The organism is Nocardia sp. NPDC050412, from assembly GCF_044458825.1.
Taxonomy (GTDB): domain Bacteria; phylum Actinomycetota; class Actinomycetes; order Mycobacteriales; family Mycobacteriaceae; genus Nocardia.
Genome location: NZ_JBITIJ010000001.1, coordinates 48,155 through 73,868, shown reverse-complemented (window position 1 = coordinate 73,868; position 25,714 = coordinate 48,155). Strand labels below are relative to the sequence as shown.

Sequence of the window (25,714 nt, the reverse complement as noted above, 5' to 3'; positions counted from 1 at the left end):
TCTGGACGATTCAGCTCACCTATAGGTCGACAACAGTCGATCACCTTTCTCGGTTCGGTTGCCGACGTATACCAGAGGACAACGTTTCCGAGACGGGGATCGTAGCGGGATCGGGCTCCGCAATCGACAAGACACCGGTGCTGAAGCTGGCTACGATGCAGCCCGGAGATTTCGCGAATGCCCCGCGAAACCCGGCTGTCAGTGCCTGGAAGGTGATATGTCAGGGGTCTCGGCGGGTGGAGCGGCCCGGCCGCTGGTAGGGCGGGTCGAGGAGATGCGCGAGCTGACCCGAGTCCTCACTGCCGCGCGGAAAGGACGAACATCCGCGATCGCGGTGACCGGAGAGCCGGGTATCGGCAAGACCCGCCTCCTCCAGGAGATCCGCCGAGAAGCACTCGCCCAGGGTTTCCAGGTGCTGGAGGGCCGAGGCACCGAACTGGAGCGAGAATTTCCCTACGCCGTCGTGATCGATGCATTCGACGAACTGCTCGGCTCACTGTCCCGAACGAGCCTGAAGGCGCTCGGCGAGGAATGTCTGTCGGAACTGAGTCGAATTCTCCCATCCCTGCACCGATGGAGCGGGTCACCGACAGGATCCACCCAAATAGACCGGCACCGCTGTCACCGCAGTGTGCGGATGGTGCTGCAACGGCTGGCGGCCCAGCGCCCACTGTTGTTGGTTCTCGACGACATCCACTGGGTCGACCACGCCTCGCTCGAGGTGATCGCACACCTGCTGCGAAACCCCGTGCCGCGATGTGCGTTGATGCTGGCACACCGCTCCCGGCAACTCCCCACTGCACACGCGACAGCGCTGGCTCGAGCCGTGTACGACGACACCATTTCATCACTCGAACTCGGGCCATTGTCGATTGCCGAAGCCGCCGAACTACTGTCGGACAATGTCGACACGGCCGACCTGTCCGACTTTTATCGCGAATGTGGTGGAAATCCATTCTATTTACAGGAAGTTTCGCGTGCGCGAATTCGCCTCGACGGCCTTCTCGGCGGGCATCGGACCGGCATCGGTGATTCGTACGGTATTCCCACGATCGTTCATGATGTTCTGGAACAGGAAATACATGCCCTGTCCCCGCATGCACGCAACCTGCTGCAGGCCGCTGCGGTAGCAGGCGAGCCATTCGATCTCGAGCTGGCGAGCGATATTGCCGAACTGGTCGAAACCGAAATGTTCCAGACAACGGACGAGCTGGTCGCGAGTGGGTTGATCTACGAAACGGAAACTCCCGGGCGATTGGCCTTCCGCCACCCCTTGATTCGACGTGCGGTCTACGAACGAAGCGGATATGGCTGGCGCAGAAATGCGCACAAGCGGGCAGCGAAGGCGCTCGCGAACCGCAGCACCACCCTGTCGATCCGAGCGCACCACCTCGAACACTGCGGCGAGGCAGGAGACGAAGAGGCCATCACGGTACTCGTCGACGCTGGGAAAGCTGCCTCGCAGCGAGCTCCCGTCGCTGCGGCCCGGTGGTTTCGGGCAGCCTTGCATCTGCTGCCGAACGAGGAATCCGTCGATCGCCGACTCGCCCTGTCGATGTCGCTGGCCGAGGTGTTGAATGCCTGCGGTCGGCTTCGGGAGAGCCGAGAAGTGCTGAGCCGGACTCTGGAACTGACCGCGCCCGTCGACCCCGGTGAACGCGCCCGCATGATGGCCATGCTCGCCGTGATCGAACAGGGGCTCGGCAACGCCGTCGAGGGTCGGCATCTGTTGACGACAGCGCTCACCCTCGTCCCACCCGACAGTGTGGCGGCAGCCGCGCTCGAACTGGAACTCGCCAAAACCGACCTGGTGATGCGGGACTGGGCCGAGGCTGTGGCCGTCTCGGCGAAGGTGCGCCAATCAGCGCGCAAGCGAGGCGACCGACACCTGGACTTCCTGGGTACTGCGGCAAGCGCGTTCCTGAAGACGACGCAGCTCGGCGACATCCTGCGGGAAGCGGGCTCCGACCTCGACGAAGCCGTGCGCACCCTCGACACCCTCACCGACGCCGAAATACCACTCGCGTTGATCGACGGACTGGCCGATGTGGTGATCGCCGCGATTTCCCTGGAGCGGTTCACGATGACCGTCGAGTACACGACTCGGGGAATCCGGCTCTGCCGCCGAACCGGACATGGCAGACGTCTGGTCGACTTCCTGCATTTGCAGGGATTGGCTCTGCTGATGCAGGGGCAGCTCGAGCGCGGGCTCACGGTAGCCGACGAGGCCGTTGAGGTAGCGCTGATGCTGGATAACCCGCCGATGGTGGCGATGGCCGAATCGACACGCTGCTGGATCTTGGCCCTGCAGGGCCACACGGATCAAGCGTTCACTGCCGGTGCGGGCGCGGTCCGTATCACCGAACAACTGCCCAGAGGCCGCTACTCCTACTACCCACCGCTGATATACGGCATGGTCCTGATCCAGGCCGGTCGGTATCGACGTGGCCGTCGGCTGGTCCTGGGCGCCGGGGGCCAATTCGAGATCTACCCGTCATTGATCCCGCAATTCCATCCGTATCTCGTCGAGGCCGAACTGGCACTCGGACGGATCGACGCCGCGGAGCACGCGACTCGTCAGATCGAGCGCATCGCCGATGCATCGCCGTTTCTGCCTATGCGAATCGGCCACACCCGCAGTACCCGCGCCCGCGTACTGCTCGCGCGAGGCGAGTTCCGTGCTGCCGCAGCCCATGCCGAGCAAGCGGTCGCCGAGTACCAACGCAGCGGATGCTCGCTCGAAGTCGCCCGGGCGCGTCTGTTGCTCGGTCATGCCCTCGCCGAACTGGGCGGGAAGCAGGCCGCCAGACGCGAATTCGACAGCGCGCTCATGATCTTCGAGAGCCAGAACGCCGCACGTTTGGCCGAACAGGCGCGGCTGGCGCTGCGCCGAGTGGGCGAGCGACACGTGTCCGGCCGCCGAAGCCGATCCCGTGCGACCAACGTCGGATTCGGCGATCTCACCGAGCGACAGACCGAGATCGTCAACCGCATCGTCCTGGGCAGAACCAACCGCCAGATCTCCGAAGACCTCTACGTCAGCGAGAAAACCATCGAAGCCCACCTCACCCGCCTGTTCGCCAAGCTGGGCGTCTCCTCCCGAGCCGAACTCGCCGCCCTGGTCGCAGCTCAGCAAGACCACCACCAACCCCGACCGGCCCGTGGGCGAGACAGCGTATCTCACCGGTCGAATGACTCGACGGCATCGACGCCACGCCGCGGCGACGATGCGATGTGATCACTCGTCGCCTCCGTGCCGGGAGGTGTGGAACGCGGACACTCAGCCTAAGCGCTCGGCCGAACACGAGGGTGGGCGTGAATATCGGCAGTGTGGTCTTGGATGAAGCGGCCCGCGGCGCGGAGCGCGTCGGCGGCTTCGGGCAGAAAGGACCAGAAGATGTGGAAGTTGTGGGTATCCACGGGGTAGAGCTCCAAACTGATGGCCACATCGTGGGCGCGGGCGTGATCTGTGAGCCGGTGCGCGTCGGTCAGATGGTTATCGCCGGTACTGGCCTGGATGAGCATGGGCGGTAGGCCCGTCAAGTCGGCGAGCAGTGGGGCCACGAAGGGGTTGTCGTCGGAATGCCCGGCCAGATAGTCGCCGATGATGCGCTGATGGAATCGGGCCTGCGCAGGTTCGGGTGCAGGCTCGGACTCTGAGGGCTCGGGACAATGCAGATCGATACCGGGGCAGAGCAGTACCGCCGCGGCGGGCATCGGAAGCTGCTCTTCCCTGATCCGGAGCAAGGCGCACAGGATCAGGTGCGCGCCGATCGAATCGCCGGTCAAGGTGATCCGGCCGGGATCGGTGCCGGTTTCCAGCAGCCAGCGGTAGCCGCGCAGGGCATCCTCAACCGCAGCCGGGTAGGGGTGCTCGGGTGCGAGTCGGTAGTCCAGCACAAGGGTGGTGGTGTTGGCGGCAGCTGTCAGCGCACCCGCGAGCGCGCGGTAGCCGAAGGCCGATCCGGCGATGTAGCCGCCACCGTGCAGATAGAGCACGGTCCCGGCATCGGGGCGAGCGGGTGTCAGCAGCAGACTCGATACCCCGCCGGCGGTGATCGGCCGGATCGAAATCTCCGGCGGTGCCGGGAATTGCGCGTGTAGATCCTCGTATGCCGTACGCATCGCGTGCAGTTCGGCGTCGGCCGCACCTAAGAGCTCCCAGTAGCGGGTGATGTGAGCCAGCAGTTCTCCACCGACCGCTCGCGTCGCCACCACCGCCTCGTCGACCCCCTCGAGGATGCGGCGGGCTCGGTCCAGCAGCGCCTCGCCCGCCAGCGTGAGTTCCACCTGATGGGTGGTGCGGCGCAGTAGGTCACAGCCGATGAGTCGTTCCAGCGCGCGAATCTGCCTACTCAAGGCCGGCTGCGAAACGTAGAGCCGGGCGGCGGCCCGGCCGAAGTTGAGCTCCTCGGCCACCGTGACGAACGCCCGGAGGTGGCGCAGTTCGATCGCGTCCGGCGTGGTCGGCAGCGTGGTCGGCGCAACGGACATACTCTCATCCGACTGGGAACTCATCTCAGCAGTATTGCCGATTCACCGCCGCCGCGGTCATGCCGTACTCGCAAGACTGCCATGCGCATTCGGACCTTCCCTGCCGTACTCCCGGGGTGCCAACGTTGGCCTATGCCTTCCGCACCAGCACCGTGCCGGGTCGCCGAGTTGCACCTGCGCACCACCGTCGAAGACCGGAGCGCCAAGGTCTATTGGCCCGGTCCCACCGGCCCGCCGCCGCGGCCGCTACTGCTGCAATTCGAGATCGGCGGCCCGGAACCAGCAGACGATTTCGACGCATTGTGCCGAAGACTCTGCCGCAGCCACGGTTTCGTCGTGCTGTCGGTGCGCTACGGGCCGCGTTCCGGACAGGATCCGGCGATCGTCTCCGATGCGATGCACACCCTGGAGTGGGCCGCCGACCACGCATCCGCACTCGACGCCGACCCGGCCCGGTTGCTCGTCGAAGGCCGCGGCTCGGGCGGTGCTCTCGCCGAATCGGTGCGCCGCCGCACTCAGGAGTTCGGCTGGCCACCCCTACTACCTCCACTGCCCTTTCCTTGACTTCAGGAGATTCACAACATGATTCATCGCAGCATTCTGATCTCCGGCGCGAGCATCGCCGGGCTGACGTTCGCCCACTGGCTGGGCCGGTACGGATTCCAGGTGACCGTCGTGGAACGAGCGCCCGCTCCTCGTCCCGGCGGCCAGGCCGTCGATCTGCGCGGCGTGGCCAAGGAGGTCGCCGAGCGGATGGGTGTACTGCCTGCCATCGAACGAGCGCGCGTGCACGAGCGCGGACTGGCCTATGTCGATGCCGACGGTAAATGGAAGGCGAGCATGCCTGCGGAACTGTTCGACGGTGCGGGCGCGGTCGCCGAGATCGAGATCCTGCGCGGCGATCTCACCGATATTCTGTACGCGTCCAGTCGCAACGGCGTCGAGTACCTGTTCGGTGATTCCATCACCGAACTGCGGGAAACACCCGACGGCGTCGTGGTCGACTTCCAGCGCCACGCATCACGCGCCTTCGACCTGGTCGTGGGTGCTGACGGCCTGCACTCGAACGTGCGCAAGCTGGCTTTCGGACCTGAGTCCGAATTCGTCCACCACCTGGGTGCGTACCTGGCGTACTTCACCGTGCAGGTCGAGGGGCTGCAGCTCGAAGACTGGTTTGTCATGCACAACGCCCCCGGCGGCCTACTCGCCGCGATCCGGCCCGAGGGGCCCGACAGCGCCAAGGCCATGTTCGGCTTCACCGCGACCGATCTGGTCTACGACCGCCACGACCGGGTGGGCCAGCAGCGGATTCTGCGCGAGCGGTTCGCTGCAATGGGTTGGCACACACCGCAATTGCTGAGTTCGATGGGTCAGGCGCCGGATTTCTTCTTCGACAGCATCAGTCAGACCCGCATCGATCGATGGTCACGCGGACGCGTCGCGCTGATCGGGGACGCTGGGTATTGCGGCTCACCGCTGTCCGGCAATGGCACGGCAATGGCGATGGTCGGAGCGTATGTCCTGGCCGGGGAGCTGGCTCGAAGCCGCGACGACTATTCAACCGCGTTCACCCGTTATCAGGAAGTACTGCGCCCCTACGTCACCGAATGCCAAAAGCTGCCGCCCGGCGGTGTCAACGGCTTCCTGCCCGCCAGTCGCGCTGCCATCGCCATGCGTAACCTGTCGGTCCGGGCGATGACCTCCGCACCGTTGCGCGCACTGATGGCCAAGTCGCTTCAGAAGGCCGACGCCATCAGCTTGACGGACTACCGCGAATTCGAATCGGTCGCCGCCGGACATCATTGAACAGCCGAATGCGTTCTCGGGCGCTGAGCATGCCGGGGGCGGCTCAGAATATCGAACGGTCGCGGCACAGCGAACGGTCGCGGTCGCCGCGCCCTGCTCCGCCGTCGACAACGAGCTCGGCAATCGCCGCGCGGCTCGTCGGTGGGTAGCCCCCGGCCCGAATTACCTACAGACGGCAGATTCCCCGCCGCCCGGGCGTACCTACTGTCGAAATCCATTGTCACCGCATAACACTGAGCCGACACGGAGTAGCCATGCCTTACTTCACCGCCGCCGACGGAACCGAACTCGCCTACGAGGACTACGGCACCGGCACGCCGCTGGTGTTCCTGGCGAGCTGGGCGCTCAACGCCGAAATGTGGGAATACCAGGTCCCCTATTTCCTCGAGCAGGGGTACCGGTGCGTACTGCTCGATCGGCGCGGGCACGGCCGTTCCGATCGACCGTCGAGCGGATACGATGCCGACACTCGCGCCGACGACGCAGCCACCTTGATCGATCACCTCGACCTGCGTGACATCATGCTGGTCGCGCACTCGGCAGGCGGCGGCGAAGCCGTTCGCTACCTGGCCCGGCACGGCCACGACCGGGTCGCCGGACTGGTGCTGCTCGCCACCACCCTGCCGTATCTCGAACTGACCGAAGACAATCCCGAGGGTGTGCCCGCCGCGCTGTGCGATGCCACCGTCGCCGAGCTGCGCCGCGACCGCCCCAACTGGTTCGCCCGCCGCGCCCAAACCTATTTCGCCACCCAGTTCAACGCCGTGTCTCCGGCGGTGGTCGACAACGAGGTCCGCCGCTGCCTGTCGGCGGCCCCGTTTGCCTTGACCGCGGTGTGGCAGGCCACCTTCGCCACCGACTTCCGTCCCGACCTGCGCGAGCTGAGCGTGCCCACGCTCATCGTGCACGGCGGTGTCGACCAGTCGGCGCCGGTCGATCGCACCAGTCGGCGGGTCGCGAAACTGTTGCTCCACGCCGACTTCCGCGAATACCCGACCGCCGGGCACGGCCTCTACATCACCCACGCCGAGCAGCTGAACAACGATATCCACGAATTCCTTGTCGACCATGCGACGGTCGCACCACCAAGCTGTGTGACAGACGAGGTAGCGCCGCCTGGCCCGATCATCGATAGTCACGAAAGTTCATCCGAGGCAACAAATACCGGAGCACAGCCTAGGTGTTCTGCCATGGACGTTGGTAACGGCGTGGCGAGCTGACCTGGCGAAGACCTCCGGGTGAAGTGGGAGCTGCCAAGCAAACGCATTCACCGATCCGGAGGTCTTCGTGTCCCCCCGTAATGCGCCGCTGCCGCCGTCCCCGAAGCAGCCCGCAGCCACGAACGCCCGCGCCAACATGCGCGTCCCGCTGCTCTCCGGACCCAGGACGAGATAGGCGGTCTTCATGCCCGGCGCTCTGCGAGATCCAGACTCGTGATGAAAGCACGCAGGTGCCGGTCGACCTCTTCGGGCTTCTTGATCGAACTCAGATGTCCTGCGTCGGGAATGATTACGAGCTGTGCACCCGAAATACTCGCGGCGGCATCGGTTTTGTACCGAAGCGGGATGAACCGATCACCATCTCCCGCAACCACCAACACGGGAGTGGTCCCGAGTGTGGCCAACCCTGCGCTGTGGTCGCACAGGGCGGTGTCGGCGATCAATGCCAGCAGACTCATGGTTCGCACTGACGTGACGAGCCGGCGCGCACGGTCGATGTGCGCGAGCCGCATACGCGGACCGGTACGCGCCTGGCTGCTCGAGTCGTATGTCGGGTGTCGTCGCTCGCTGGTATCGGTGAGCAGCCGGCGCAGCGGAGGTACCACCCGCCAGAGCGCTCGGACCAACACGCGGGTCACGAAACCGGGCAGCCGCAGCGCGATTTCACCCCATCGTGATGGGACGGTGTCCAACAATGCGACGCCCACGATGCGGGTGCCGAAGAGCTCCGGCCGATGGGCAGCCAAGGCACATACGGCCATACCTCCCAACGAATGCGCGATCAAGACTACCGGTCGATCGGGCACGACGGAGTCGATGATCGCGGCGATGTCGAGGCCAAGTTGGCCGACAGTAGCGCTGTCGACCGGGGATTCGTCGGAGCGGCCGTGACCGCGATGGTCGAATAGGACGATCGCGCCCAGATCCGCGAGTGTCTTGCGCTGCCGGCTCCAGTAGACAAGTGCAGTGTTGATCCCGCTGACGAAGATGATGACTCGCTTGGCGTCGCGATCGCCATCGAGCTCGACATGCAGTCCGGTGCCATCGTCGGCGAGCACCCGAGTTTCGTTCACGCCGCCACCTTTGCCTCAGTGCCGCAAGAACACTGATCATTATAATTTACCTTCGCTATGATTCATGATCAGCGCACAGTGGGTGCGTTGGATCCAGTCGAGGGGTTGACGCGTGATCGTGCACCTTACTGATGTCTTCACTCCCCGCGTCGGTGGCATCGAGGTTCAGATCGAGCGGCTGGCGCGCGCCCAAACAGCTGCGGGCGAGGAAGTCCATGTGATCACTGTGACCAGCGGGACCGACGGCGATATGGCAATGCCGTACAGGGTGCATCGCATCACCCGGGCTGGGCACCTGCGTTCGTTGCTGCTGCGCCTACGACCACAGGTGGCGCATGTGCATCTGAGCGTCTATTCACCGTTCGCGTTGCGCTCCGCGAGACAGCTAGGGCTGCTCCGGATTCCGACCGTGATGACAGTGCACAGTATGTGGGACGCGCCCGTGCGAGCGTGCTATCGCCTGATCGGAAGGGCCGGTGACTGGCGACGTCGGTTCGTGCTGACCGCGGTGAGCACAGTGGTCGCCGACCAGGTCGCCCGCGCGTTGCCCGGGATCGCGACCGTTGTTGTTCCCAATGGCATTTCACCGGCATTGCAGCAGAACACCTCTCGCCTATCGGGAGAACTACATGTCGTCTCCGTCGGCCGGTTGGTGACCCGTCGGCAACCGTTGATCCTGCTGAAAGTTCTTCGGATGGCGCAGCAACGGCTCGATGGTGAGGTCGCGGTGCAAGCCACCGTTGTCGGCGCCGGTCCACGGACGGACGCGATGCGGCGGTACCTGTATCGGCATGGCATGACCGAGTGGGTGCAGTTGGTCGGGGTACAGGATCAGCACACCATCCGTGACCTCTTGGCCACCGCGGATGTCTACCTGAACGTGACCAGTCGCGAGGCGTTCGGGCTGGCCACATTGGAAGCGCGCACCGCGGGGCTGCCGGTGGTCGCCCGATCCGGTACGGGAGTGGCCGATTTCGTCGAGCACGGGCGTGAGGGGTTATTGGGCGACACGGCAGCCGAGCTGGTGACGGCGTTGGTGCAGCTCGGGCGCGATATGCAGCTGCACCACCGGATGACCTCGCACAACCGCACGGTGGCACCGTCGGAACACAGTTGGCCGGTCGTGCTGGATCGGCTTCGCCATTGCTATGACGAGGCGGAACGTCGGGCGTGCATGTCCCGCGCTACGACGGCGGGGAAGGCCGCCTGATGATTTCGCCTGTGCATGTTGCCCGGATCTCTTGGAGCAACGTTGATCATCTGCGCAAACGGTTCGGTAACGCCACCCTTGCCAGCCTGACTCGCGATGTGACCCGGGCGGCCCGATTACTGCGGAACGACCCGGCTCCGCGGATGGTGCCTGCGCGTGCCGAACGCGTCGTCGTGACACTGTCGACCGTGCCGCGACGACGCAGGCACCTGCGCCCGGTCCTGCGCAGCCTTCTGGACCAGACCGTCCCCGCCGATCGGCTGCTGCTGGCCTGGCCGCGGCATTCGCTCCGGTTGGGGGTTGCCTACCCCGACCCGCCGTCGCTGCCCACCGGGGTGGACATTGTGCGGTGCGAGGACGAAGGTCCGGCGACGAAGTTGCTGCCCGCGCTGCGGGCGGAGCCGAACGCGGTGCTGGTGGTCGTCGACGACGACGCGATCTACCCTGAGACCTTCCTCGAGGACCTGCTCGCCGCCCATCGCCAGGATTCGACCGCAGCGCTGGGATTGCGCGGCCAGCATGTCCGATTCGGTTGTGACCCAAGGTATCTCGAGCATGTTTGCGGGACGGCGGTACTCGAGCACGTCCCGGTCGACGTGTTGATGGGCATGTGGGGATATCTGATTCCGCCCGGATCGCTGGACGAGGCTGTGCATGATTTCGAAGGTTGGCCCGGCGAGGTGCGGTGGCAGGATGATGTGTGGATCTCGGCGCATCTGGCCCGGCGGCGAATATCGCGGCTCGTGGTACCCGTGAGCGGCACGCCACTCGAATCCACTGGTGCGTTCGTGGGAGCGTTGCATCACACGGTGAATCGCTCCGGCCACAACGAGGCGGTAGCGTTCGAGACGTTCAAGACGTGGTGGTGACGATCGGCAGCACCACCGCGCTCGGTCTTTGCGGGTCGTGGAAAACCTTCTGCTCCACGACCTCGCGGTGGCGGGCAAAGCGCGGCACCGCGGCACCACAAACATGCACTCGGAGTCGATGACCTGCCGCGAATTGGTGGGCTATCGGCCACAATTCGACCTCGACCTTGCCCGTTGTCTCGTGGCCGACCCGACGCACGCCCTCACAGATGTTGTATGAGCGACCGTCGGGATGCACATCGCACAGCCGCACCACGAAGTCTGCGCCCGTTGGCGGACTGCTGTGGAAATACAGCCGCGCCGCCGCAGTGCCGATTACCTCAACCGCAGCACTCAGCGGTTCGCTGGTGTAGGTCAGCAGGTCTGCGCGGGTCTCGATCCTCCGGCAGTCCTCGGGTCGAGATTGGCCAACGATCACCGGCCCTCGCGGTGCCGGGGTTGGGTCGGCGGGGTCATAGCGGTAACGGTCACCACCAGACTCGTCAGGGCCATTTCGGGCCAATCGCCCGCCCGTGCGCAAGAACCATGGGACCGGGCGGGTTCCGGGCAGGGGCCAGTCGGCGTAGTCGCGCCATTGCCGTGCCCCAGTGACGAACAGCCGGACAGGAAGCTCCCGCAAACCCGCGTGGTCACCGCACAGATGCGCCCGGAACCATTGCCGTGCTTCGCGGTTCGCGGTGAGAAACAGCTGGGGGTGATAGTGCCCCCACGGCCCGACCGTCAGGTGTGGTGCGGCGCCCGCCGCCCGCAGCGCGAGAAAGTCGCGAATCAGGCCGGGCAGGAAGATGTCATACCATCCGCCGACCAGATGCACCGATGCCATGACGCCGGATCGGGGCGCATGGCTGTGATCCAATCTTGCTCGCAGCGGGCTGCCTGGCCCTCCGTCAGCGATGACGGCTTGGTAGAACGGTACCGCTCTGCCTCCGGTCGCCACGTCGAGTTCGGCCGCGGGCCGACCGGACGCAATGGCGCGGCGCGCCCGCCTGGGTGCCAGCAGTGCGGTGGTGAAGCTGTGGTTGGAGCACCAAATGAGCACCGACTCCAGTGCGGTCGACCCGCCGGTAAAGATCGTGTCAGCGATCGACGACGACGCCACATGCACCGACATCGCGCGTAATTCGGTCACGTCGGCCGCAATAGCCCAGTGTGCGAACCCCATCGCGCTCATGCCGTGCAACGCGAGGGGCCCGCGAAACCAGGGTTGTCCGCGCAGCCACGCCACTGTGGCAAGGCCATCCTCGCGCTCGGTGCTCAAAGGCAACACCTCGTCGCAGGATCTTCCGTCCTGCACGACGACCTGGAAGCCGTGTCGAGCGAAGTAGCAGCCGTAGAGGATGCCCATCGGGCGGCGGCCCATCGGCGACCGAACCAGGATTGTCGCCTGTGCCGGGCTGTTGGCAGGCAGGTAGAGATCGGCGAGCAAGAGCGTGCCGTCAGCCATCGGGATGGACAGATCGCGTTCGATGCGGAGATCAAACATTGCGCCGCACAAACCATTCCGTGCCGAGTACCCATCGGAACAGCGGCTGCGGCAACCGCAGCAGAGCGGCCAACGTGCGCACTCCGTCACCGCCAGCCGCCTGGCTGGCATGCGCGGCCATGCTCGCCCGCTTGCCTGCTGCGTAGCCGCGTACGTTCACCCGGTGAGTGATCGCGCTGCCGGGCGAGTAGCTGCTGGCGAGCCGGTCCGGCGTCAGCCCGGTCGGTGTCAGGCGAAACAGGGCGGCGATCTGGATCGCCCGCAGCAACATGTCGCGGTCGACGGTGGCTTCCAGCAGTACTGGGGTTCCCGCGATCCGCGCCGCGAGCGAACCCACGTGGTGCAGATGAACGTGGTCGGGATGCCCATAGCCCCCCGCCGGGTCGTAGGACGTGACCAGCTCGGCGCGCTCCTCGACCAGGAGTGCGGCGATCCGCTCCGCAGCCTGCTCGACTGGCGTGGCGGAGAACGAGTTCGGTGCGGCACCATCCGATCCGGAATCGCCGTAGCCGAGGAACTCCACCCGCGCGCAGCCGAGGGCGGCAGCCGAGTCCATCGTTTCCCGCCGCCGTCGCGCGCCGAGTTCGGTCCCAGCAGGCGAATCCGTGAGTCCCGCTTCACCGTCTGTGGCGACCACCAGGACGACCCGATGGCCCTCAGCGGCCAGGCGCGCCATCGTGCCCGCGGTCAACAGGGACTCGTCGTCTGGATGGGCGTGCAGGAACACGCAGGTCGAGCTCACGAGACCTGCCCACGGCGCTTAGCGTTCTCATCGGCGTCCCGCGCCGCGGCCTCCTCAGGGCCGGGTGCGGTGCCACCGAGATGCTCAGGCTGCCACCACTTCTCGGTACCAGAGCACGGGTACTCGCGTTGTGCGCAGTCCAGTAGTGCCTGCATAGCTACGCGCAGTTGCTCGGTGACCTCCTCGGGATCGTCCTGGGATGTCGGGCGCAATGGTTCGCCGATGAGGACGGTGATCGGCAGCAGTGGCTGGATCAGCTCACGCCGGGCCTTGGTCCACAACCGGTGCGTTCCCCACACCGCAACAGGGATCAGCGGCACACCCGCCGCGCCTGCCAGTCGGGCTGCGCCGGTCCGCAGCCGCTGGACGGTAAACGACCGGGCAATAGTGGCCTCGGCGAACACGCCGACCACCTCGCCGGACTTCAGTGCGTCCGTGGCTGCGTCATATGCCGCGCCTCCGCTCATGGGCCGGATCGGAATCTGTCGCAGGCCGCGCATCATCGGCCCGTACACCCGGTGGTCGAACAACTCCTGCAACGCCAGGAACCGCACACAGCGCCCGGCTGCGCCCAAAGCGACTGCGAACGGGTCCAGGTAGGACACATGATTGGCGACGATCACCGCGCCGCCCGTTGCGGGGATGTTCACGTCGCCACGGATTCGGATCCGCAGCCCCAGCGCGCGAGACGCCACCCTGACAGCGAGAACTACTGCGGGATAGATGACATCACCCATACCGTGACAATCTAGTGTCCTGCGCCTGAAATGCGTTGAAGATATTTAGCGAGTGATTCGAGGATTTCCTCTGCGGTTTTGCGCCAGAAGCGTTGGGAGTTGGGACGCTTGGCAGGTGGCAAATCACGACGATCCTGTGCCGCCAGGCAGTTCGGACGATGACGTGGCCCCTTCCGCCGAGAAGGAGACTGCTGTAAGGCGGAGGCGTACAGCACCTGGTCGACAGCGAGGCCGACCGATGAACGAACCTCGAACAGCGTGATCCTGCGGGCAATCATCGAGGACTCGCGGCCTCCCGATCCGGTGTTCGACGGGCTGACACCCGCCCAAGCCAGTCCGGTGCAAGCCATGCTCGCGCGAATCGAGTCTGAAATAGCCACCGAGCCAAATGAACACGAGAAAACTGGTCAGCGTCTATACGACTCGCTCGACGACGGCCACGGACCGGCCCCGGCGATATCCGAGCCATCATCGGCGCCTGGCCGAACATCACGCGGGCGCTCGACAATGTTGATGACGCGGTCACTCGTCGGATCTCATTGGGCCAGATCGACACCGTTGTGCACTTGCTGCACACCGTCATCACATTCCTTCTCGATCGCCACGACCGCGCACGCACCTGCCGAGCGCCTCGCGGAATTGGTTCGCGGACATAACATCGCTGTGGAGTGGTTCCTCCAGACCACAGTTGTCGAGGCGGCATCGGCCGAGGCCGACAGCGTCGTGCTACTGGTTAGCCCGGAGTTGGCCGACATTCTCAGCACCATCGTCCAGCGCTTGCGCAATTCGGACGGCTCGATCCCGCTGGTCGTCTCCTACGACGTCAGGGAGAGAATCTGGAACCCGCCCGCGCCGGTGCTGTTCCAGCGCGGAACCGGCAACGAACGCCGGGCTTATACCCCGACCGCGATCCGCAAGCTGCTAATCAACGCCCTCGCCGCGACCCAGCTCACCGACCCCAACGGCGACCCACTGATTTTCAGGCCCACGACTTCCGCCACATGTTCACCACCGAGGCCGTCGGATCCGGGCTGCCGCTGCACATCGCCGCGGCCCTACTCGGCCACCTCGATCTCGACACCACCCGCGGCTGGACCGCCGTCTTCGCCGAGGATGTCATCAGGCATCACCAGCAATTCATCACACACCGCCGCGCCCTCGCGACCGACGAATACCGCCACGTCACACCCGAGGAATGGACCGAGTTCGAAAAGCACTTCCTGCTGCGCCGGGTCGAACTCGGCGACTGCTTCCGCCCCTACGGGACACCCTGCATCCACGAACACGCTTGCGTGCGTTGCCCATTCCTGCGACTAGACCCCACCCAACGCCCCCGACTCGAACAAATGCAACACAATGCCCGCGCCTGCCTCGACGAGGCCCGTCATCGCCAGTGGCTCGGCGAGGTCAGCGCCCTGCAGGAAACCCTGCGCCATATCGACGCGAAACTCGCCTGACGGGCCCGCGCCGCTGTCCGAGGTGGCTACATCGGTGAATCCTGACGCAGTTGACCGGCGAATCCTGAGGGCACCCCAGCCAGTCGAGATGAGTCCTTCGATGCGAGGAAAGACCGCAGTGCTGTTCTGCGAGGTGAAATTTCGGCTCAGGACAGTTTCGCTTCGGGGGCGAAGGCGGGCAGCTTCTCGAGACTGCTGCGCACGGCCTCGGCGCCGTAGTCGAACATCTGCCGCTCGTAGTCGTCGACCGCGCTGTGCAGGTCCTGGCGGTCGTCGATGGCCTCGATCAGGCAGCGGCGCAGCAGGTCGGCATCGCGCAGCGCGGTGTTCGCGCCATTGCCGCCGGTCGGGGAGGTGGCGTGGATCGCGTCGCCGAGCAGCGTGACTGGGCCGGGCGCCCAGCGCTGGCCGGGCTCGACCACCCGGATGGACAGCAGCGTGCTGTTGTCCGGGTCGGCCTGTTCGATCAGCGCGCGCAGCCGCGGGTGCCAACCTTGCATCCTGGACAGGACGGCGTCCTGCGCGCTCAGGTCCTCGAGCGAGCCGTTGGGCGGCAGGATCATGGCCCAGCGCACGTAGTCCCCGATGTCGGGCAGTGAGACTTCGGGGGCCAGTTGTTCGGCGGCCTGCTTGGGCGGGGTGGGGAAACGCATCGCGCCCAGCAGCAGGCTGACGCCGTCACCGGTGATCTTCGATCCGTAGGCCTTGGACAGGCCGGCGAACTCGTCGGTCAGTGGGGTGCGGCCGATGACGAACCGGACGCCGGTGTCGGTCGGGGTGGTCTGTGGCGACAGCACCCCGCGGACCGCGGAGGTGATGCCGTCCGCGCCGACGAGCAGGTCGGCGGTGGCCGGGTCGCGGCGGGCGAACTGGGCTCGGACTTTGCCACCGGCCAGGACGTCGTAGCCGGTGAGCGCGGCGTCGGTGTGCACGGTGAGGCCGGTCAGCAGTAGGTGTCGTAGCACTTGGCGGTCGACGACGATGCCAGTCCGGCTCGCGCCGAGCCTGCCGATCTCGTTCAATTGCGGGTCCAGGATCAGCTGCTCGGCGGAGGCGTCCATGACGATCTCATTCAGCAGCGGGTGCCAGCGCGTCGGCAGGCAGTCGCGCAGCGCCTGAAAACCGATTGGGTTCAGCACGAGCCGATAGCCCTGGAACCGCGCGACAATCCCCGGGTCGCGTTCGAACACCTCGGCCTCGATCCCGGCACCACGAAGGCCCTGCGCGAGCGCCAGACCTCCCAGACCGGCTCCGACAACGGCAACTCGCATCGCACACCTCCGCGAACATCGATACGAACTAAGTTCGTTATTACGATCAAAGTTCTATCTAACGAACTTAGATCGTGTCAAGGTAGAGTTCCGGCATGCCCGCCGCTCCCCGCCAACGCCGCGCCGCTCGCCACGCCCAGCCCGCAGCGGGGTCCGTCGCGGCAGCACCACGCAAGCAGCCGATCACCGTCGAACGGATCACTGACGCCGCCTTGGAAGTCGTCGCCACCGAGGGGTATGACGCCCTGACCGTCCGCCGGGTCGCCGCGGTGCTCGGTACCGGTCCGTCGTCGCTGTATGCGCACATCGTCAACAAGGACGACATCGCCGATCTGCTGATCGGCAGGCTCTACGCAGAGGTTGCGCTCCCCGAACCGGACCCGACTGCCTGGCGCGAGCAGCTACTCGGGGTGTACACGCAGATCCGCGACCAGTACCTGAAATACCCCGGCGTCTCGCGTGCCGCGCTGGCCACGGTGCCGACCAATCTCGAGACACTGCGCGTCGGCGAAGGAATCCTGGCGATCCTGCTCGCGGGTGGCATCGAGCCGAGGACGGCCGGATGGGCCCGCGACGCGCTCTCCCTCTACGTCAGCGCCTATGCGCTCGAACAGTCGCTGGTTCAGCAACGGCGCCGACGCCAGGATCAGGAATGGGTGCTCAGCCACGAGGAGTTGTTGGACCGCTTCACCGCCCTGCCCGCCGAGAAATTCCCGCTGACTCGACGTCATGCCGCCGAGCTGATCTCCGGCACCGGACCCGACCGGTTCGAGTTCACCCTTGGCCTACTCATGAACAATCTGCGGCCCGCATTCGATTGCCCCACGGCGCGCGGTGGCCACAAGGATCGACTACCGGAACGACAGCTCGATCCAGCCGACCGCGATCGAGATCCTGTCCGGAGTGGACCGTGGCCACCATGAGCCACCACCACGACCGCTGCGGCCTCGCCGGCAACCCAACATCACGCGCGATGGCGCTTGCTGCGACGGTCCAGCGATGTGGACCGGCTCGCCCGCAACCTCGACGATCTGCACCACCTGGTGCGGTTGCTGACCGGCAAGGGTCTGCGGGTCGAATTCATCAAGGAGGCATTGACTTTCGCTGGGGAGGACTCGGCGATGGCGCTACATGGCGGTGAATATCGCGCGGCTCATGGAAGGGGTACCCGCGCGGGGTTCAGCGAGCCGAAAAGTGTCGGTAAGCGGAAGGGGCATCTGCCGAGTCTGCGGGTCGGCCCTCGAGCACTTGAATCTGGTCGTGCGGGTTGGGCTCGTCTATTGTTCGTTAATTGTGACGGCGGTTGCTCACGAATCTCGACGGGCGTGTTGAGGAGTCGAGATTTTACGGATTCAGGCATCACCGTTGATTAATGATGTAACTGTAAAGAGTATAAGAGTGCGTAGACAAGGAGCGTGCCGACGTCTGAGATGTCGAAAGTCGAGCCTGTGTGCGACGACCCCCCACTGATCGGCCCGAGCTGCGACTCACTGCCGATGTTCATCGAGCCTGCTCAGCTGCAATTGCTCGACAACTGGGGCTCGCCGGTCGACCTCTTCCGCATCCATCGAGCAGCCCAGAAGCACAGCGACTGAACATATGTCCAGAATCCGGAACCTGTACCCCTCCGGCGGCGCTCATCGAAATAACTCGATCTGGACACGCGATCAAGCTTCTCGAGAAAACGCTTCCGGGATTCGTGAGTAAACATCGTCAAAATTCAAGAAATAAATTCCGGCGTTAATAGGGGACTTGATGATGTAGCCCAAAGAAGGCTGTTGTGCTGAGATCTTCGGCAACGTATCTTTGTGGATGGGTCTATATTTGATCCCATTTATGCGAGGGGGAAATGTAGGCGACGCGAAATTACTGGTGTGAACATGCGTGCCGATACTGCCGGTAACACCCCGGATGCTTGGTCGGCCCCAATACCTGATGATCCGGAGCTCCGGGCCTACAGGTCATCTGCGACACCGTTGCAGTACAACCCTTTTTCACCTTCTCCGTTTGGATTGATACCAATGGCACCTGTTCTCACCTCCCTGACACCCTCTTCCGGCCCTGCGACGGTTTTCAGCTCTGTGGTGATCACCGGCTCCGGGTTCAGTAATGTCGGTCCTTTGACCGTGCGGTTCGGTAGCCAGGCAACCACATTCACCATCGACTCCGACACTCAGATCACGGCCATCTCCCCGACGGGGACAGGCACGGTGAACGTCACCGTCACCGTGGAGCTGGACGGCACCAGCAACTCACTGCCCTACACCTACGTCTGACGGCTGGTGCGGCTGGGCCGTCGGCCGGATTGTCCTTGATCTGCACCGCGGCCCGGATCGCCTGCTCAGCCACCTCCCGAACCCGCACCATCCCTACTTCCAGCCGCCGCGAATTATCTGCCGTAGTGTGCCGCCCATCGCCCGGCCATTGATAGCGAAACCGCTCAACGAGACTTTTCGATGATTTGGACCCGCAGAGCCGTAGTGTGGTCGGTGCCCCAATTGAGTTGGGTGCGTATACATTCGAACCTCGGCCCCGGTCCCTGCAACTTGGGTTCACACGATCGTCGCAACACTCTCGATTCGAGAGGTTGCGGCGATCGTGTCGTTTTCGGAGGATGTGGTTCGGTTCGGTGATCAGCTGGCGCGGCTGGTCGATGCCGGGGTTGCGGTGAGGGATGCAGCTGGGTTGCTGGGGATCGGGCGGGGCGTTGCTATGCGATCTTGCGTGCGAAGGGTCGTCCAGCGATTCACTCGCGGCGGCCCGAAACACCCCACCTATCAAGCCCTCGAAGAGTTGGGACGGGCGGTGCGCACGATCTAATCCGAATTCCACGACCTGATCGGCGACAACGAACGCCGGGCGATGTCGCCGTTGTTCTGGTCGAATATCAACCCTTATGGCCGATTCCGGCTCGACATGGACACACGCCTGGACCTGAGCCGAGAACGTGTTGCGGGCTAGAGAATTCCTGTACGTCGGAAGTGGCCGCGAAGCTGGACCAGCAGTGGACGCGATGTCACTGCAACGGGACGTCCGCAGTCAGCCGGTCCACGAGAAAGGCGAGGATCTCGTCGCGGGCCGCGGCGGTCGGCTCCCCCGCCGTATCGACCAGATGCGCGGTGACCACACTGTGCGGGCAGCCGACGATCTGCGAGAAGAACGGCGGCGGAGAGGGGTTCGCCGCGTCGGCGGGCAGCACTCTCGGCTCGAAACGCGGACCCAGCGCTGCGGCGTAGGCGGCGAAACGCTGCGCGGTGCAGAAGCGGTCGCCCTCGAAGCGATAGGCGCGCACCACGAGATCATCGCGATCGAGTCGCTTCCGCACGGCCGCGAGCTCACCGGGCGAAATCTCTAGTCCGCCAGGCTCATCCAGTGGCAGCGACGGCTGGCACAGCACCGGCGCCAGCATCGCGGGCTCGAGCATCATGGTGAGCGCGAAATTCCCGGTGAAGCACATACCCAGCGCGCCGACGCCGAGACCGCCGCATTCGCGATGGGCCAGGGCTGCCAGCGCACGCAGCCACACCGCGACCGGGCTGGACTTGCCCGCGCCGAAGGCCCGGAATTCCGCGCTGACACAGGCTCGTTTGAAGACTTCCACGCCGGCCTCTGCCTCCGGATAGGCACCGTCGCGGCCGAACAGTGACGGCAGGTAGACGGTGAGCCCGGCGTCGCGCACCCAGCGGGCGAAGCGAGCCACATCGGGACTGATGCCGGGCATTTCCGCCATGACGATGACCGCCGGTCCGTTGCCGCTGACGTACACCGTGTGGGCTACTCCGTCGAGCGTGATCGACCGGGGTGCGAAATCGGCGAGGTCGTCGTCGAGAGAATCCTGTGGGAGAGGTTGCTGCACACCCCAAACCCTGCCGCAGCAGGTCAGCACACCGCCATTGGCAAGATCGCCACTCTTCGGTCTAATCTCGCCATATGATTACCCACCTCGCGCTGGACGGTGTGCTCGAAGGTGCGCTCGGCCTCGGCATCGACATCGTCGACACGGCAGCCGGGATCGCCGGTGACACGACGAGCGGGCGGCTTCGGCAGCGCGTCGCATCACTCGATGGGCTGCCGGTCCGATCCAGCGGTGGGCGGCTGATCAGCGTCGATACCGAAACCCCGCTCGGCGCGGCGGAGTTCGAACCCGGCGATATTCTGGTGCTGCCCGGGCCGTCCGCGTCCAGCGAAGCGCGTGTCGAGGAACTGCTGACCCGACCCCAGACCATGCAGGCCGTCGAAATCATCCGGCGTGCGGCAGATTCCGGCGCTACGGTAGCTGCCTCCTGCTCGGCTGTCTTCGTGCTCGCGGCCTCGGGGCTGCTGTCGGGCCGGGCCGCCGCCACCACTACTTGGTGGCTGGCGCCGCTGTTGGCCCGCCGCTTCCCCGATGTCACCGTGCACTCCGATCGCATGGTGGTCGACAGCGGCGCAATACTCACCGCCGGTGCGGCTTTCGCCCACACAGATCTGCTGCTGGCGCTGGTCGCCCGCCTCGGCGGCGGTGCACTGGCCGAGCAGGTGGCTCACTACCTGGTGCTCGATGCCCGCATGTCGCAGTCGCGCTACATGGTGCTCGAGCATCTACGGGCCACCGACCCGGTGCTGCGCGCCGTGCAACAGCACGTGCACGCCAATCTGCACCGGCAACTATCGCTGGACGAATTGGCCAGTGTCGCAGCGGTTTCTCCGCGCACTCTGACCCGCCGCATCCGCGACCGCGTCGGCGTCTCACCCACCCAGTACGTCCATCGCCTCCGGGTCGGGCAGGCGGCCACCCTACTCACAACCACGCGCGAACCCGTCGACGTGATCGCGGGCGCGGTGGGTTACGCCGATCCGGCGGCCTTCCGGCGCATCTACCGCAGGCACACTGGCGAGACACCGACCGCCACCCGCACCCGCGCGGCCGAATCGACCTAATAGGCCTATGCGGGCCGATCACCCGCGCAAACGCTCGTGTCCGCTCGCGCGACTCGGGGTTGACCGTCGACATGGCACAACCGGTGGACACGAGAACAAGACCGGACGCACCGTGGCCACATACGATGGCGAAAGCTGAACGCCCCAGCACTTCTCGCAATATTCGAGCAGTTCATCGCCAATAATCGCGCGGGTGGCCGGCGTCAGCTGAAACGCGAAAGTTGAACTCCCGCACCGGACATCGATGCGGGAGCATCCGGTCAATATCCGATTGTGAAGCGGCGCTGGATTAACCGCGGCAGTTTGGTGACTGGGCATCGCCAAGCCCAGCGACACCTGTTCAACAAGTTCCTCGACCAACTGCACCACTGACTGCAAACCGGCCAACCCTACAACGAAAATCGAGCCTTCCCACCGCCTTCCGAGGCCGTCGAAGTTTGACTCTTAGCTACATGAGATGTCTTTCTGTTGGAGCTTCGTTGGGACGGGACGTGTGCTGACTGCCGCTGAGCAGAACTGGATCGTGATCGCTCCCGTGACCTACAGCCGCCCTGCCAGCGGGTTTCCAGCACGGGGTGAATACGCGGCAACAAGAAACTTACGGTTTCAACGTTCGTTGACATCCGCGTTCGGTGGTGGTTGCATCAGCGGTAGCAGGGGGTTTGCCATGAAATGGTCCGACATGAAGCCGGTGCGGACACAGACATGCGATGTGTGCGTTATAGGGGCCGGGATAGCAGGGCTGAATGCCCTATTCGTCGCGAGCCGTTATCTGAGCCGCGACCAGAAAGTCATCCTTGTGGACCGGCACACGCGGGCTGGCGGGATGTGGGTCGACACGTATCCGTACGTCAGGCTGCATCAGCCCCATCCGCTGTTCACCGCGGGCAACATCAAGTGGACGATCCGGAAGGATCGTTCCTACCTCGCGACGAAGAGCGAGGTCCTGGAGCATTTGGAGCACTGCCTGCAGGTCATCGAACAACGCGTCCAGGTCGAGGAGCACTTCGGCTGGGATTACCAGTCGCACGAGGAAACCGGTGGCGGCGTGCGCGTCACCTGCACCGGCCCCGGCGGCGCCACGCTCGTGATCACGGCAACCAGGCTGATCAAAGCGTTCGGCACCAACGTCGTGCCGAAGGAACCGCTACATGTGTCGAGCAACCGGGTGCGGTCGGTGTCACCCAACTACTGCGACGTGCGGGGCGGCGAGATAGCCCGCAGTGACACACCGGTGTGGATTATCGGCGGCGGTAAAACCGCGATGGACACTGCTTTAGCGCTGATCACGACCTGCCCGGGCCGGGAAGTGAACCTCGTTGCCGGGCCCGGGACCATCTTTGTCAATCGCGAGCAGATCATGCCGCCCGGCGTACGCCGCTGGTGGGCCGGTGTCATGCCGAACCGCCTGTTCACCGACATCACGCGCCATTTCGACGGAACCAACGAGTCCGAGGTCCAGGATTGGCTGCTGGCCACCGCCGGACTGTCCGTGACCCCGGAAGCGGGTAACTTCTTCGCCGGCCTGCTGTCGCAGACAGAGCAGCAGATCATTCAGCAGGGCCTGAACACGGTCGTCATGGATCACTTCCAGGATGCGGTCGCCCGCGACGGCGCCGTCGAGTTGCTGTTCCGTAGCGGCGATACCGCGGCGACCAGGGCTGGCAGCTGGATCGTGAACTGTACCGGGTACCTGCTGCAGGCAAGCACACCCTATGAGCCCTACGTGTCCCCCAGCGGCTCGGTGCTGTCGATTCAGACACGCTCGGGGACATTCGGGTTCCTCTCGTTCGGCGGTTATTTCCTCACCCACCTGATGTTCCGGGACAAGCTCCGGGAGCTGCCGTTGTACGCCCTCGACGCAGAAGAGATGCGGACGAAGACAGCGACGGCAGCCGCACTCGCATACACCGCTCTGACGCTGCACCTACACAATCTGAGCATCATTTACGACGCGCTCGGGCCGTCGGTGTTCCTGCAGTGCGGACTCGATTTCGACCGGTGGTATCCGATACACCGGCGCCTGGGCAACACCGCGCATTTCATGCGGACACATCGGCGCGACCGGGAACACAACCGCCAGACCCTCGACACCATCCGGGAACGATTCAACGTCCGCTGCGGCCCGATCGTCGGCGTCTGAGGACGTCAGTCCCGCACCGACCGCACGCGCCGGGTGGTGATCTCGGCAAGTTCAGCTGGTTTCTGGTCGGAAATCCGTGGGGACCAGCCGCCGACGAAGTCAGCGAACACGACGCCCGCACCGTCCTCACCGACGCCGCCGTGGCCCACATCGTCGTCGAGGGATTCACCGCCGAACCCGTACCCGACGACATGGGAGGTCAGGGCGGAGAAGCGGTCCAGATTGTGAGGGCGCTGCGGCGCAAGCAATCTGGTGCGATGCCCGGCCAGTACCTTCGGCTGCAGGCCTCCGCGCCCGGCCGCGATGTCCTCGACGAAGCCACGAGCCCTGCCCAAGATCACCAAACACTGGAATGAAGCGCAGAAGTGCCCGGAAGCCATTCCATCACTGGACGGAGATAGAGCACGATGACCACGACGACACCGACCACAGACCGGATCCGAGCCAGCGATCGTGTCTTGCCGCATCCGCCGTATCGGCTCCCGATCCTGGGTGATGTCTGGGATCTGCACGTCACCGATTCGAGTCAGTGGGGAATGCGCGGCGCGCAGAAGTACGGAGATATCTACGAGCGCAACATCTTCGGTGCGCGGGTGACCTATGTGAGCTCACCGGAGTTGATGGGGGAGATCAACGATGACGAGAAGTGGGCGAAGTTCCTCGGTGTCCCCATCCGTGATCTGCGTTCGGTAGCCCGTGACGGACTGTTCACTGCCCACAACAGCGAACCGAACTGGGCCAAGGCTCATGCGATCCTGGCGCCGTCGTTCACCGCGGCCGCGATGAAGAGCTACCACACCACCATGCAGGCCTGCGTCGGCGAACTGATCGAGCACTGGGCCGACCGCGATGGCGAGTGGATCGACATTCCCGGCGACACGAACAAGGTGGCCCTCGAAGTCATCGGCCGCACCGGCTTCGGCTACAACTTCGACTCGTTCGCACGTACCGACGAGCACCCGATCGTAGCGGCGATGCTGCGAATACTCACCTACGTCAACCGGTCAGCGTATTCGCACCCGCTGGTGGAACACACCGTCTTCCGCAAGGAACGCGCCCAGCATCGCGCCGATGTCGAGTTCGTCAACCGGGAAGTGGACGCGGTGATTGCACAGCGACAACGGGAAGGAGCCGGCGAGCACGGGGACCTGCTGGACCGGATGCTGACGGCGGCTGACCCGGAGACCGGGCAGCAGCTGGATGCGCAGAACATCCGGCACCAGATCCTGACCTTCTTGGCGGCGGGGCACGAGACCTCCGCCGGCGTCATGGCGTTCGCGCTGCACTACCTGTCGGTCAACCCCGAGATCGCCGAGCGGGCACGCCAGGAGATCGCCGAGGTGTGGACGGGCGACGAGCTCGAGTTCGGGCAGGTTCCCAAGCTGCGCTACGTCCGCCGCATCGTCGACGAGTCGCTGCGTCTGTGGCCGACAGCGCCGGGCTACTTCCGCAAGGCTCGCCACGACACCATGCTGGGTGGGAAATACCCCTTCGAGAAAGGGGAGTGGGTATTCATCGTGCTGCTGCAGCTGCACCGTCACCGGCTGTGGGGGGATGAGCCTGAGCGATTCGACCCCGATCGCTTTCTGCCCGAGCGTGTTCGCGCCCGGCACCCCGAGTTGTACCGGCCCTTCGGGGTGGGAATGCGTGCGTGCATCGGCCGCCAGTTCGCGTACCACGAGATCGTGCTCGTGCTGGCCACCATCCTGCACAATTACGATCTGGTTCCGGATCCGAACTATCAGCTGAAAGTCAAGGAAACGATCACCCTCAAGCCGGATCAGTTGCGCCTGAAGGTATCTCGGCGCAGCTAGAGATCCTCGTCGCTCTGTAGTCGCGCACGTAGCGACTCGGTCAGAGATTGCCGGTCCGGCGTGCCGGGGCGTCCGCGTAATCGGACCCGCTGCACACCGGCTTCTCTGAGCGCGCGGAGCAGATCCAACTGGCTGTACGTATCGATGACTCGCTGCGCATCGCCGGGGTCCGTCAGATACCAGGGGGCCTGTCTGAAGTGATCGGCCAACGCGATCAGCAGCGGCCAGTGGCCGATGCCAGCACGTGGCGAATGGCGGTAGACCGGTAGTGCCGTCGAAACTGATACCCGCCACATGAACGGACGGGGCATCAGCCGACCTATTGCCGCCCAGGTACGGCCTTGGCGTTTCGAACAGAAACCGCCTGCGGAGTCAGCGTCTGGGCAACGCCAGAGCCACCGGCTCCTGGAACTATGCCAGGAAAATCCGCGACGACCACCACCACGTCACCAGCCAGGTCAACGGTGGGCGGCCC

The 25,714-nt window shown here is 64.9% G+C and carries 23 protein-coding genes and 1 pseudogene; 14 read left to right on the top strand and 10 right to left on the bottom strand.

Annotated elements, in window-relative coordinates; genetic code table 11:
• Positions 1–217: 217 nt before the first annotated feature.
• On the top strand, positions 218–3,238 hold the full coding sequence (locus ACIBI6_RS00275) for an AAA family ATPase (RefSeq protein WP_396954864.1): 3,021 nt from the start codon (positions 218–220) through the stop codon (positions 3,236–3,238).
• A gap of 47 nt (positions 3,239–3,285) precedes the next feature.
• Here the strand turns inward: ACIBI6_RS00275 and ACIBI6_RS00270 are convergent, their stop codons facing one another.
• Positions 3,286–4,518 carry an alpha/beta hydrolase fold domain-containing protein gene (locus ACIBI6_RS00270; protein WP_396954863.1) on the bottom strand — a complete coding sequence of 411 codons (1,233 nt, stop codon included), beginning with the start codon at positions 4,516–4,518 and terminating at the stop codon, positions 3,286–3,288.
• Between the two features lie 108 nt (positions 4,519–4,626).
• Between ACIBI6_RS00270 and ACIBI6_RS00265 the strand changes: the two genes are divergently transcribed.
• From ACIBI6_RS00265 to ACIBI6_RS00255, 3 genes are all read left to right on the top strand, one after another.
• Positions 4,627–5,058 carry an alpha/beta hydrolase gene (locus tag ACIBI6_RS00265; protein WP_396954862.1) on the top strand — a complete coding sequence of 144 codons (432 nt, stop codon included), beginning with the start codon at positions 4,627–4,629 and terminating at the stop codon, positions 5,056–5,058.
• An 18-nt stretch (positions 5,059–5,076) separates the two neighbouring features.
• Positions 5,077–6,300, top strand: coding sequence for an FAD-dependent monooxygenase (locus ACIBI6_RS00260; RefSeq protein WP_396954861.1), 1,224 nt, complete (start codon positions 5,077–5,079; stop codon positions 6,298–6,300).
• 254 nt (positions 6,301–6,554) lie between these two features.
• On the top strand, positions 6,555–7,520 hold the full coding sequence (locus ACIBI6_RS00255; protein ID WP_396954860.1) for an alpha/beta fold hydrolase: 966 nt from the start codon (positions 6,555–6,557) through the stop codon (positions 7,518–7,520).
• Positions 7,521–7,702: 182 nt separating this feature from the next.
• Here ACIBI6_RS00255 and ACIBI6_RS00250 read toward each other — a convergent pair whose 3' ends face one another.
• Complete coding sequence (locus ACIBI6_RS00250) at positions 7,703–8,593, bottom strand: alpha/beta fold hydrolase (protein WP_396954859.1); 891 nt, start codon at positions 8,591–8,593, stop codon at positions 7,703–7,705.
• Between the two features lie 112 nt (positions 8,594–8,705).
• Here ACIBI6_RS00250 and ACIBI6_RS00245 point away from each other — a divergent pair, with 112 nt between their 5' ends.
• Positions 8,706–9,803, top strand: coding sequence for a glycosyltransferase family 4 protein (locus ACIBI6_RS00245; protein WP_396954858.1), 1,098 nt, complete (start codon positions 8,706–8,708; stop codon positions 9,801–9,803).
• The gene (locus tag ACIBI6_RS00240) at positions 9,803–10,672 is read left to right on the top strand and encodes a hypothetical protein (protein WP_364354409.1); all 870 of its coding nucleotides are present in this window, start codon (positions 9,803–9,805) and stop codon (positions 10,670–10,672) included. Before ACIBI6_RS00245 ends, ACIBI6_RS00240 begins: the two co-directional genes overlap by 1 nt.
• Here the strand turns inward: ACIBI6_RS00240 and ACIBI6_RS00235 are convergent.
• The 4 genes from ACIBI6_RS00235 to ACIBI6_RS00220 are packed head-to-tail and all read right to left on the bottom strand — an operon-like array spanning position 10,656 to position 14,014.
• The gene (locus ACIBI6_RS00235) at positions 10,656–12,155 is read right to left on the bottom strand and encodes a CocE/NonD family hydrolase (protein ID WP_396954857.1); all 1,500 of its coding nucleotides are present in this window, start codon (positions 12,153–12,155) and stop codon (positions 10,656–10,658) included. The genes ACIBI6_RS00240 and ACIBI6_RS00235 overlap by 17 nt on opposite strands.
• Positions 12,148–12,897, bottom strand: coding sequence for a PIG-L family deacetylase (locus ACIBI6_RS00230; protein ID WP_364354415.1), 750 nt, complete (start codon positions 12,895–12,897; stop codon positions 12,148–12,150). Before ACIBI6_RS00230 ends, ACIBI6_RS00235 begins: the two co-directional genes overlap by 8 nt.
• Positions 12,894–13,634, bottom strand: coding sequence for a lysophospholipid acyltransferase family protein (locus ACIBI6_RS00225; protein WP_364354418.1), 741 nt, complete (start codon positions 13,632–13,634; stop codon positions 12,894–12,896). The genes ACIBI6_RS00230 and ACIBI6_RS00225 overlap by 4 nt, the downstream gene beginning before the upstream one ends.
• An 11-nt stretch (positions 13,635–13,645) precedes the next feature.
• Positions 13,646–14,014, bottom strand: a complete 369-nt coding sequence (locus tag ACIBI6_RS00220) for a hypothetical protein (protein ID WP_396954856.1) — start codon at positions 14,012–14,014, stop codon at positions 13,646–13,648.
• Positions 14,015–14,635: 621 nt separating this feature from the next.
• On the opposite strand from ACIBI6_RS00220, the gene ACIBI6_RS00215 reads away from it, so the two are divergent.
• The gene (locus tag ACIBI6_RS00215; protein ID WP_396954855.1) at positions 14,636–15,091 is read left to right on the top strand and encodes a site-specific integrase; all 456 of its coding nucleotides are present in this window, start codon (positions 14,636–14,638) and stop codon (positions 15,089–15,091) included.
• Positions 15,092–15,237: 146 nt separating this feature from the next.
• Here the strand turns inward: ACIBI6_RS00215 and ACIBI6_RS00210 are convergent, their stop codons facing one another.
• Entirely contained in the window at positions 15,238–16,362 is a 1,125-nt protein-coding gene (locus ACIBI6_RS00210; RefSeq protein ID WP_396954854.1) for an FAD-dependent oxidoreductase, read from the bottom strand.
• A gap of 95 nt (positions 16,363–16,457) precedes the next feature.
• Between ACIBI6_RS00210 and ACIBI6_RS00205 the strand changes: the two genes are divergently transcribed.
• The 4 genes and pseudogenes from ACIBI6_RS00205 (at position 16,458) to ACIBI6_RS00190 (ending at position 18,638) form a co-directional block, all read left to right on the top strand.
• Positions 16,458–17,285, top strand: a complete 828-nt coding sequence (locus ACIBI6_RS00205; protein WP_396954853.1) for a TetR/AcrR family transcriptional regulator — start codon at positions 16,458–16,460, stop codon at positions 17,283–17,285.
• Positions 17,286–17,363: 78 nt separating this feature from the next.
• Positions 17,364–17,489: pseudogene (locus ACIBI6_RS00200) on the top strand (recombinase family protein); the annotation flags it as partial.
• 321 nt (positions 17,490–17,810) lie between these two features.
• Positions 17,811–17,957 carry a hypothetical protein gene (locus ACIBI6_RS00195; RefSeq protein ID WP_364354433.1) on the top strand — a complete coding sequence of 49 codons (147 nt, stop codon included), beginning with the start codon at positions 17,811–17,813 and terminating at the stop codon, positions 17,955–17,957.
• A gap of 426 nt (positions 17,958–18,383) precedes the next feature.
• A complete protein-coding gene (locus ACIBI6_RS00190) occupies positions 18,384–18,638 on the top strand; it encodes an IPT/TIG domain-containing protein (RefSeq protein ID WP_364354435.1) in 255 nt (84 codons plus the stop codon).
• Between the two features lie 740 nt (positions 18,639–19,378).
• Here ACIBI6_RS00190 and ACIBI6_RS00185 read toward each other — a convergent pair.
• Positions 19,379–20,218, bottom strand: a complete 840-nt coding sequence (locus tag ACIBI6_RS00185; protein ID WP_396954852.1) for a dienelactone hydrolase family protein — start codon at positions 20,216–20,218, stop codon at positions 19,379–19,381.
• Between the two features lie 74 nt (positions 20,219–20,292).
• Here ACIBI6_RS00185 and ACIBI6_RS00180 point away from each other — a divergent pair, with 74 nt between their 5' ends.
• A complete protein-coding gene (locus ACIBI6_RS00180) occupies positions 20,293–21,282 on the top strand; it encodes a GlxA family transcriptional regulator (RefSeq protein ID WP_396954851.1) in 990 nt (329 codons plus the stop codon).
• Between the two features lie 493 nt (positions 21,283–21,775).
• On the top strand, positions 21,776–23,425 hold the full coding sequence (locus ACIBI6_RS00175; RefSeq protein ID WP_396954850.1) for an FAD-dependent oxidoreductase: 1,650 nt from the start codon (positions 21,776–21,778) through the stop codon (positions 23,423–23,425).
• 5 nt (positions 23,426–23,430) lie between these two features.
• On the opposite strand, the gene ACIBI6_RS00170 is transcribed toward ACIBI6_RS00175, so the two are convergent.
• On the bottom strand, positions 23,431–23,805 hold the full coding sequence (locus ACIBI6_RS00170; RefSeq protein ID WP_396954849.1) for a hypothetical protein: 375 nt from the start codon (positions 23,803–23,805) through the stop codon (positions 23,431–23,433).
• 27 nt (positions 23,806–23,832) lie between these two features.
• Here ACIBI6_RS00170 and ACIBI6_RS00165 point away from each other — a divergent pair, with 27 nt between their 5' ends.
• Positions 23,833–25,239, top strand: a complete 1,407-nt coding sequence (locus ACIBI6_RS00165) for a cytochrome P450 (RefSeq protein ID WP_396954848.1) — start codon at positions 23,833–23,835, stop codon at positions 25,237–25,239.
• Here ACIBI6_RS00165 and ACIBI6_RS00160 read toward each other — a convergent pair.
• Entirely contained in the window at positions 25,236–25,550 is a 315-nt protein-coding gene (locus ACIBI6_RS00160; RefSeq protein ID WP_396954847.1) for a hypothetical protein, read from the bottom strand. The genes ACIBI6_RS00165 and ACIBI6_RS00160 overlap by 4 nt on opposite strands.
• Positions 25,551–25,714 lie beyond the last annotated feature (164 nt).

What these genes read in the sequence shown, in the direction of transcription:
- ACIBI6_RS00275 (WP_396954864.1), top strand. Translation starts at nt 218, where the DNA reads ATGTCAGGGGTCTCGGCGGGTGGAGCGGCCCGGCCGCTGGTAGGGCGG.
- ACIBI6_RS00270 (WP_396954863.1), bottom strand. Translation starts at nt 4,518, where the DNA reads ATGAGTTCCCAGTCGGATGAGAGTATGTCCGTTGCGCCGACCACGCTG.
- ACIBI6_RS00265 (WP_396954862.1), top strand. Translation starts at nt 4,627, where the DNA reads ATGCCTTCCGCACCAGCACCGTGCCGGGTCGCCGAGTTGCACCTGCGC.
- ACIBI6_RS00260 (WP_396954861.1), top strand. Translation starts at nt 5,077, where the DNA reads ATGATTCATCGCAGCATTCTGATCTCCGGCGCGAGCATCGCCGGGCTG.
- ACIBI6_RS00255 (WP_396954860.1), top strand. Translation starts at nt 6,555, where the DNA reads ATGCCTTACTTCACCGCCGCCGACGGAACCGAACTCGCCTACGAGGAC.
- ACIBI6_RS00240 (WP_364354409.1), top strand. Translation starts at nt 9,803, where the DNA reads ATGATTTCGCCTGTGCATGTTGCCCGGATCTCTTGGAGCAACGTTGAT.
- ACIBI6_RS00235 (WP_396954857.1), bottom strand. Translation starts at nt 12,155, where the DNA reads ATGTTTGATCTCCGCATCGAACGCGATCTGTCCATCCCGATGGCTGAC.
- ACIBI6_RS00225 (WP_364354418.1), bottom strand. Translation starts at nt 13,634, where the DNA reads ATGGGTGATGTCATCTATCCCGCAGTAGTTCTCGCTGTCAGGGTGGCG.
- ACIBI6_RS00215 (WP_396954855.1), top strand. Translation starts at nt 14,636, where the DNA reads ATGTTCACCACCGAGGCCGTCGGATCCGGGCTGCCGCTGCACATCGCC.
- ACIBI6_RS00210 (WP_396954854.1), bottom strand. Translation starts at nt 16,362, where the DNA reads ATGCGAGTTGCCGTTGTCGGAGCCGGTCTGGGAGGTCTGGCGCTCGCG.
- ACIBI6_RS00205 (WP_396954853.1), top strand. Translation starts at nt 16,458, where the DNA reads ATGCCCGCCGCTCCCCGCCAACGCCGCGCCGCTCGCCACGCCCAGCCC.
- ACIBI6_RS00190 (WP_364354435.1), top strand. Translation starts at nt 18,384, where the DNA reads ATGGCACCTGTTCTCACCTCCCTGACACCCTCTTCCGGCCCTGCGACG.
- ACIBI6_RS00180 (WP_396954851.1), top strand. Translation starts at nt 20,293, where the DNA reads ATGATTACCCACCTCGCGCTGGACGGTGTGCTCGAAGGTGCGCTCGGC.
- ACIBI6_RS00170 (WP_396954849.1), bottom strand. Translation starts at nt 23,805, where the DNA reads ATGGCTTCCGGGCACTTCTGCGCTTCATTCCAGTGTTTGGTGATCTTG.
- ACIBI6_RS00165 (WP_396954848.1), top strand. Translation starts at nt 23,833, where the DNA reads ATGACCACGACGACACCGACCACAGACCGGATCCGAGCCAGCGATCGT.
- ACIBI6_RS00160 (WP_396954847.1), bottom strand. Translation starts at nt 25,550, where the DNA reads ATGCCCCGTCCGTTCATGTGGCGGGTATCAGTTTCGACGGCACTACCG.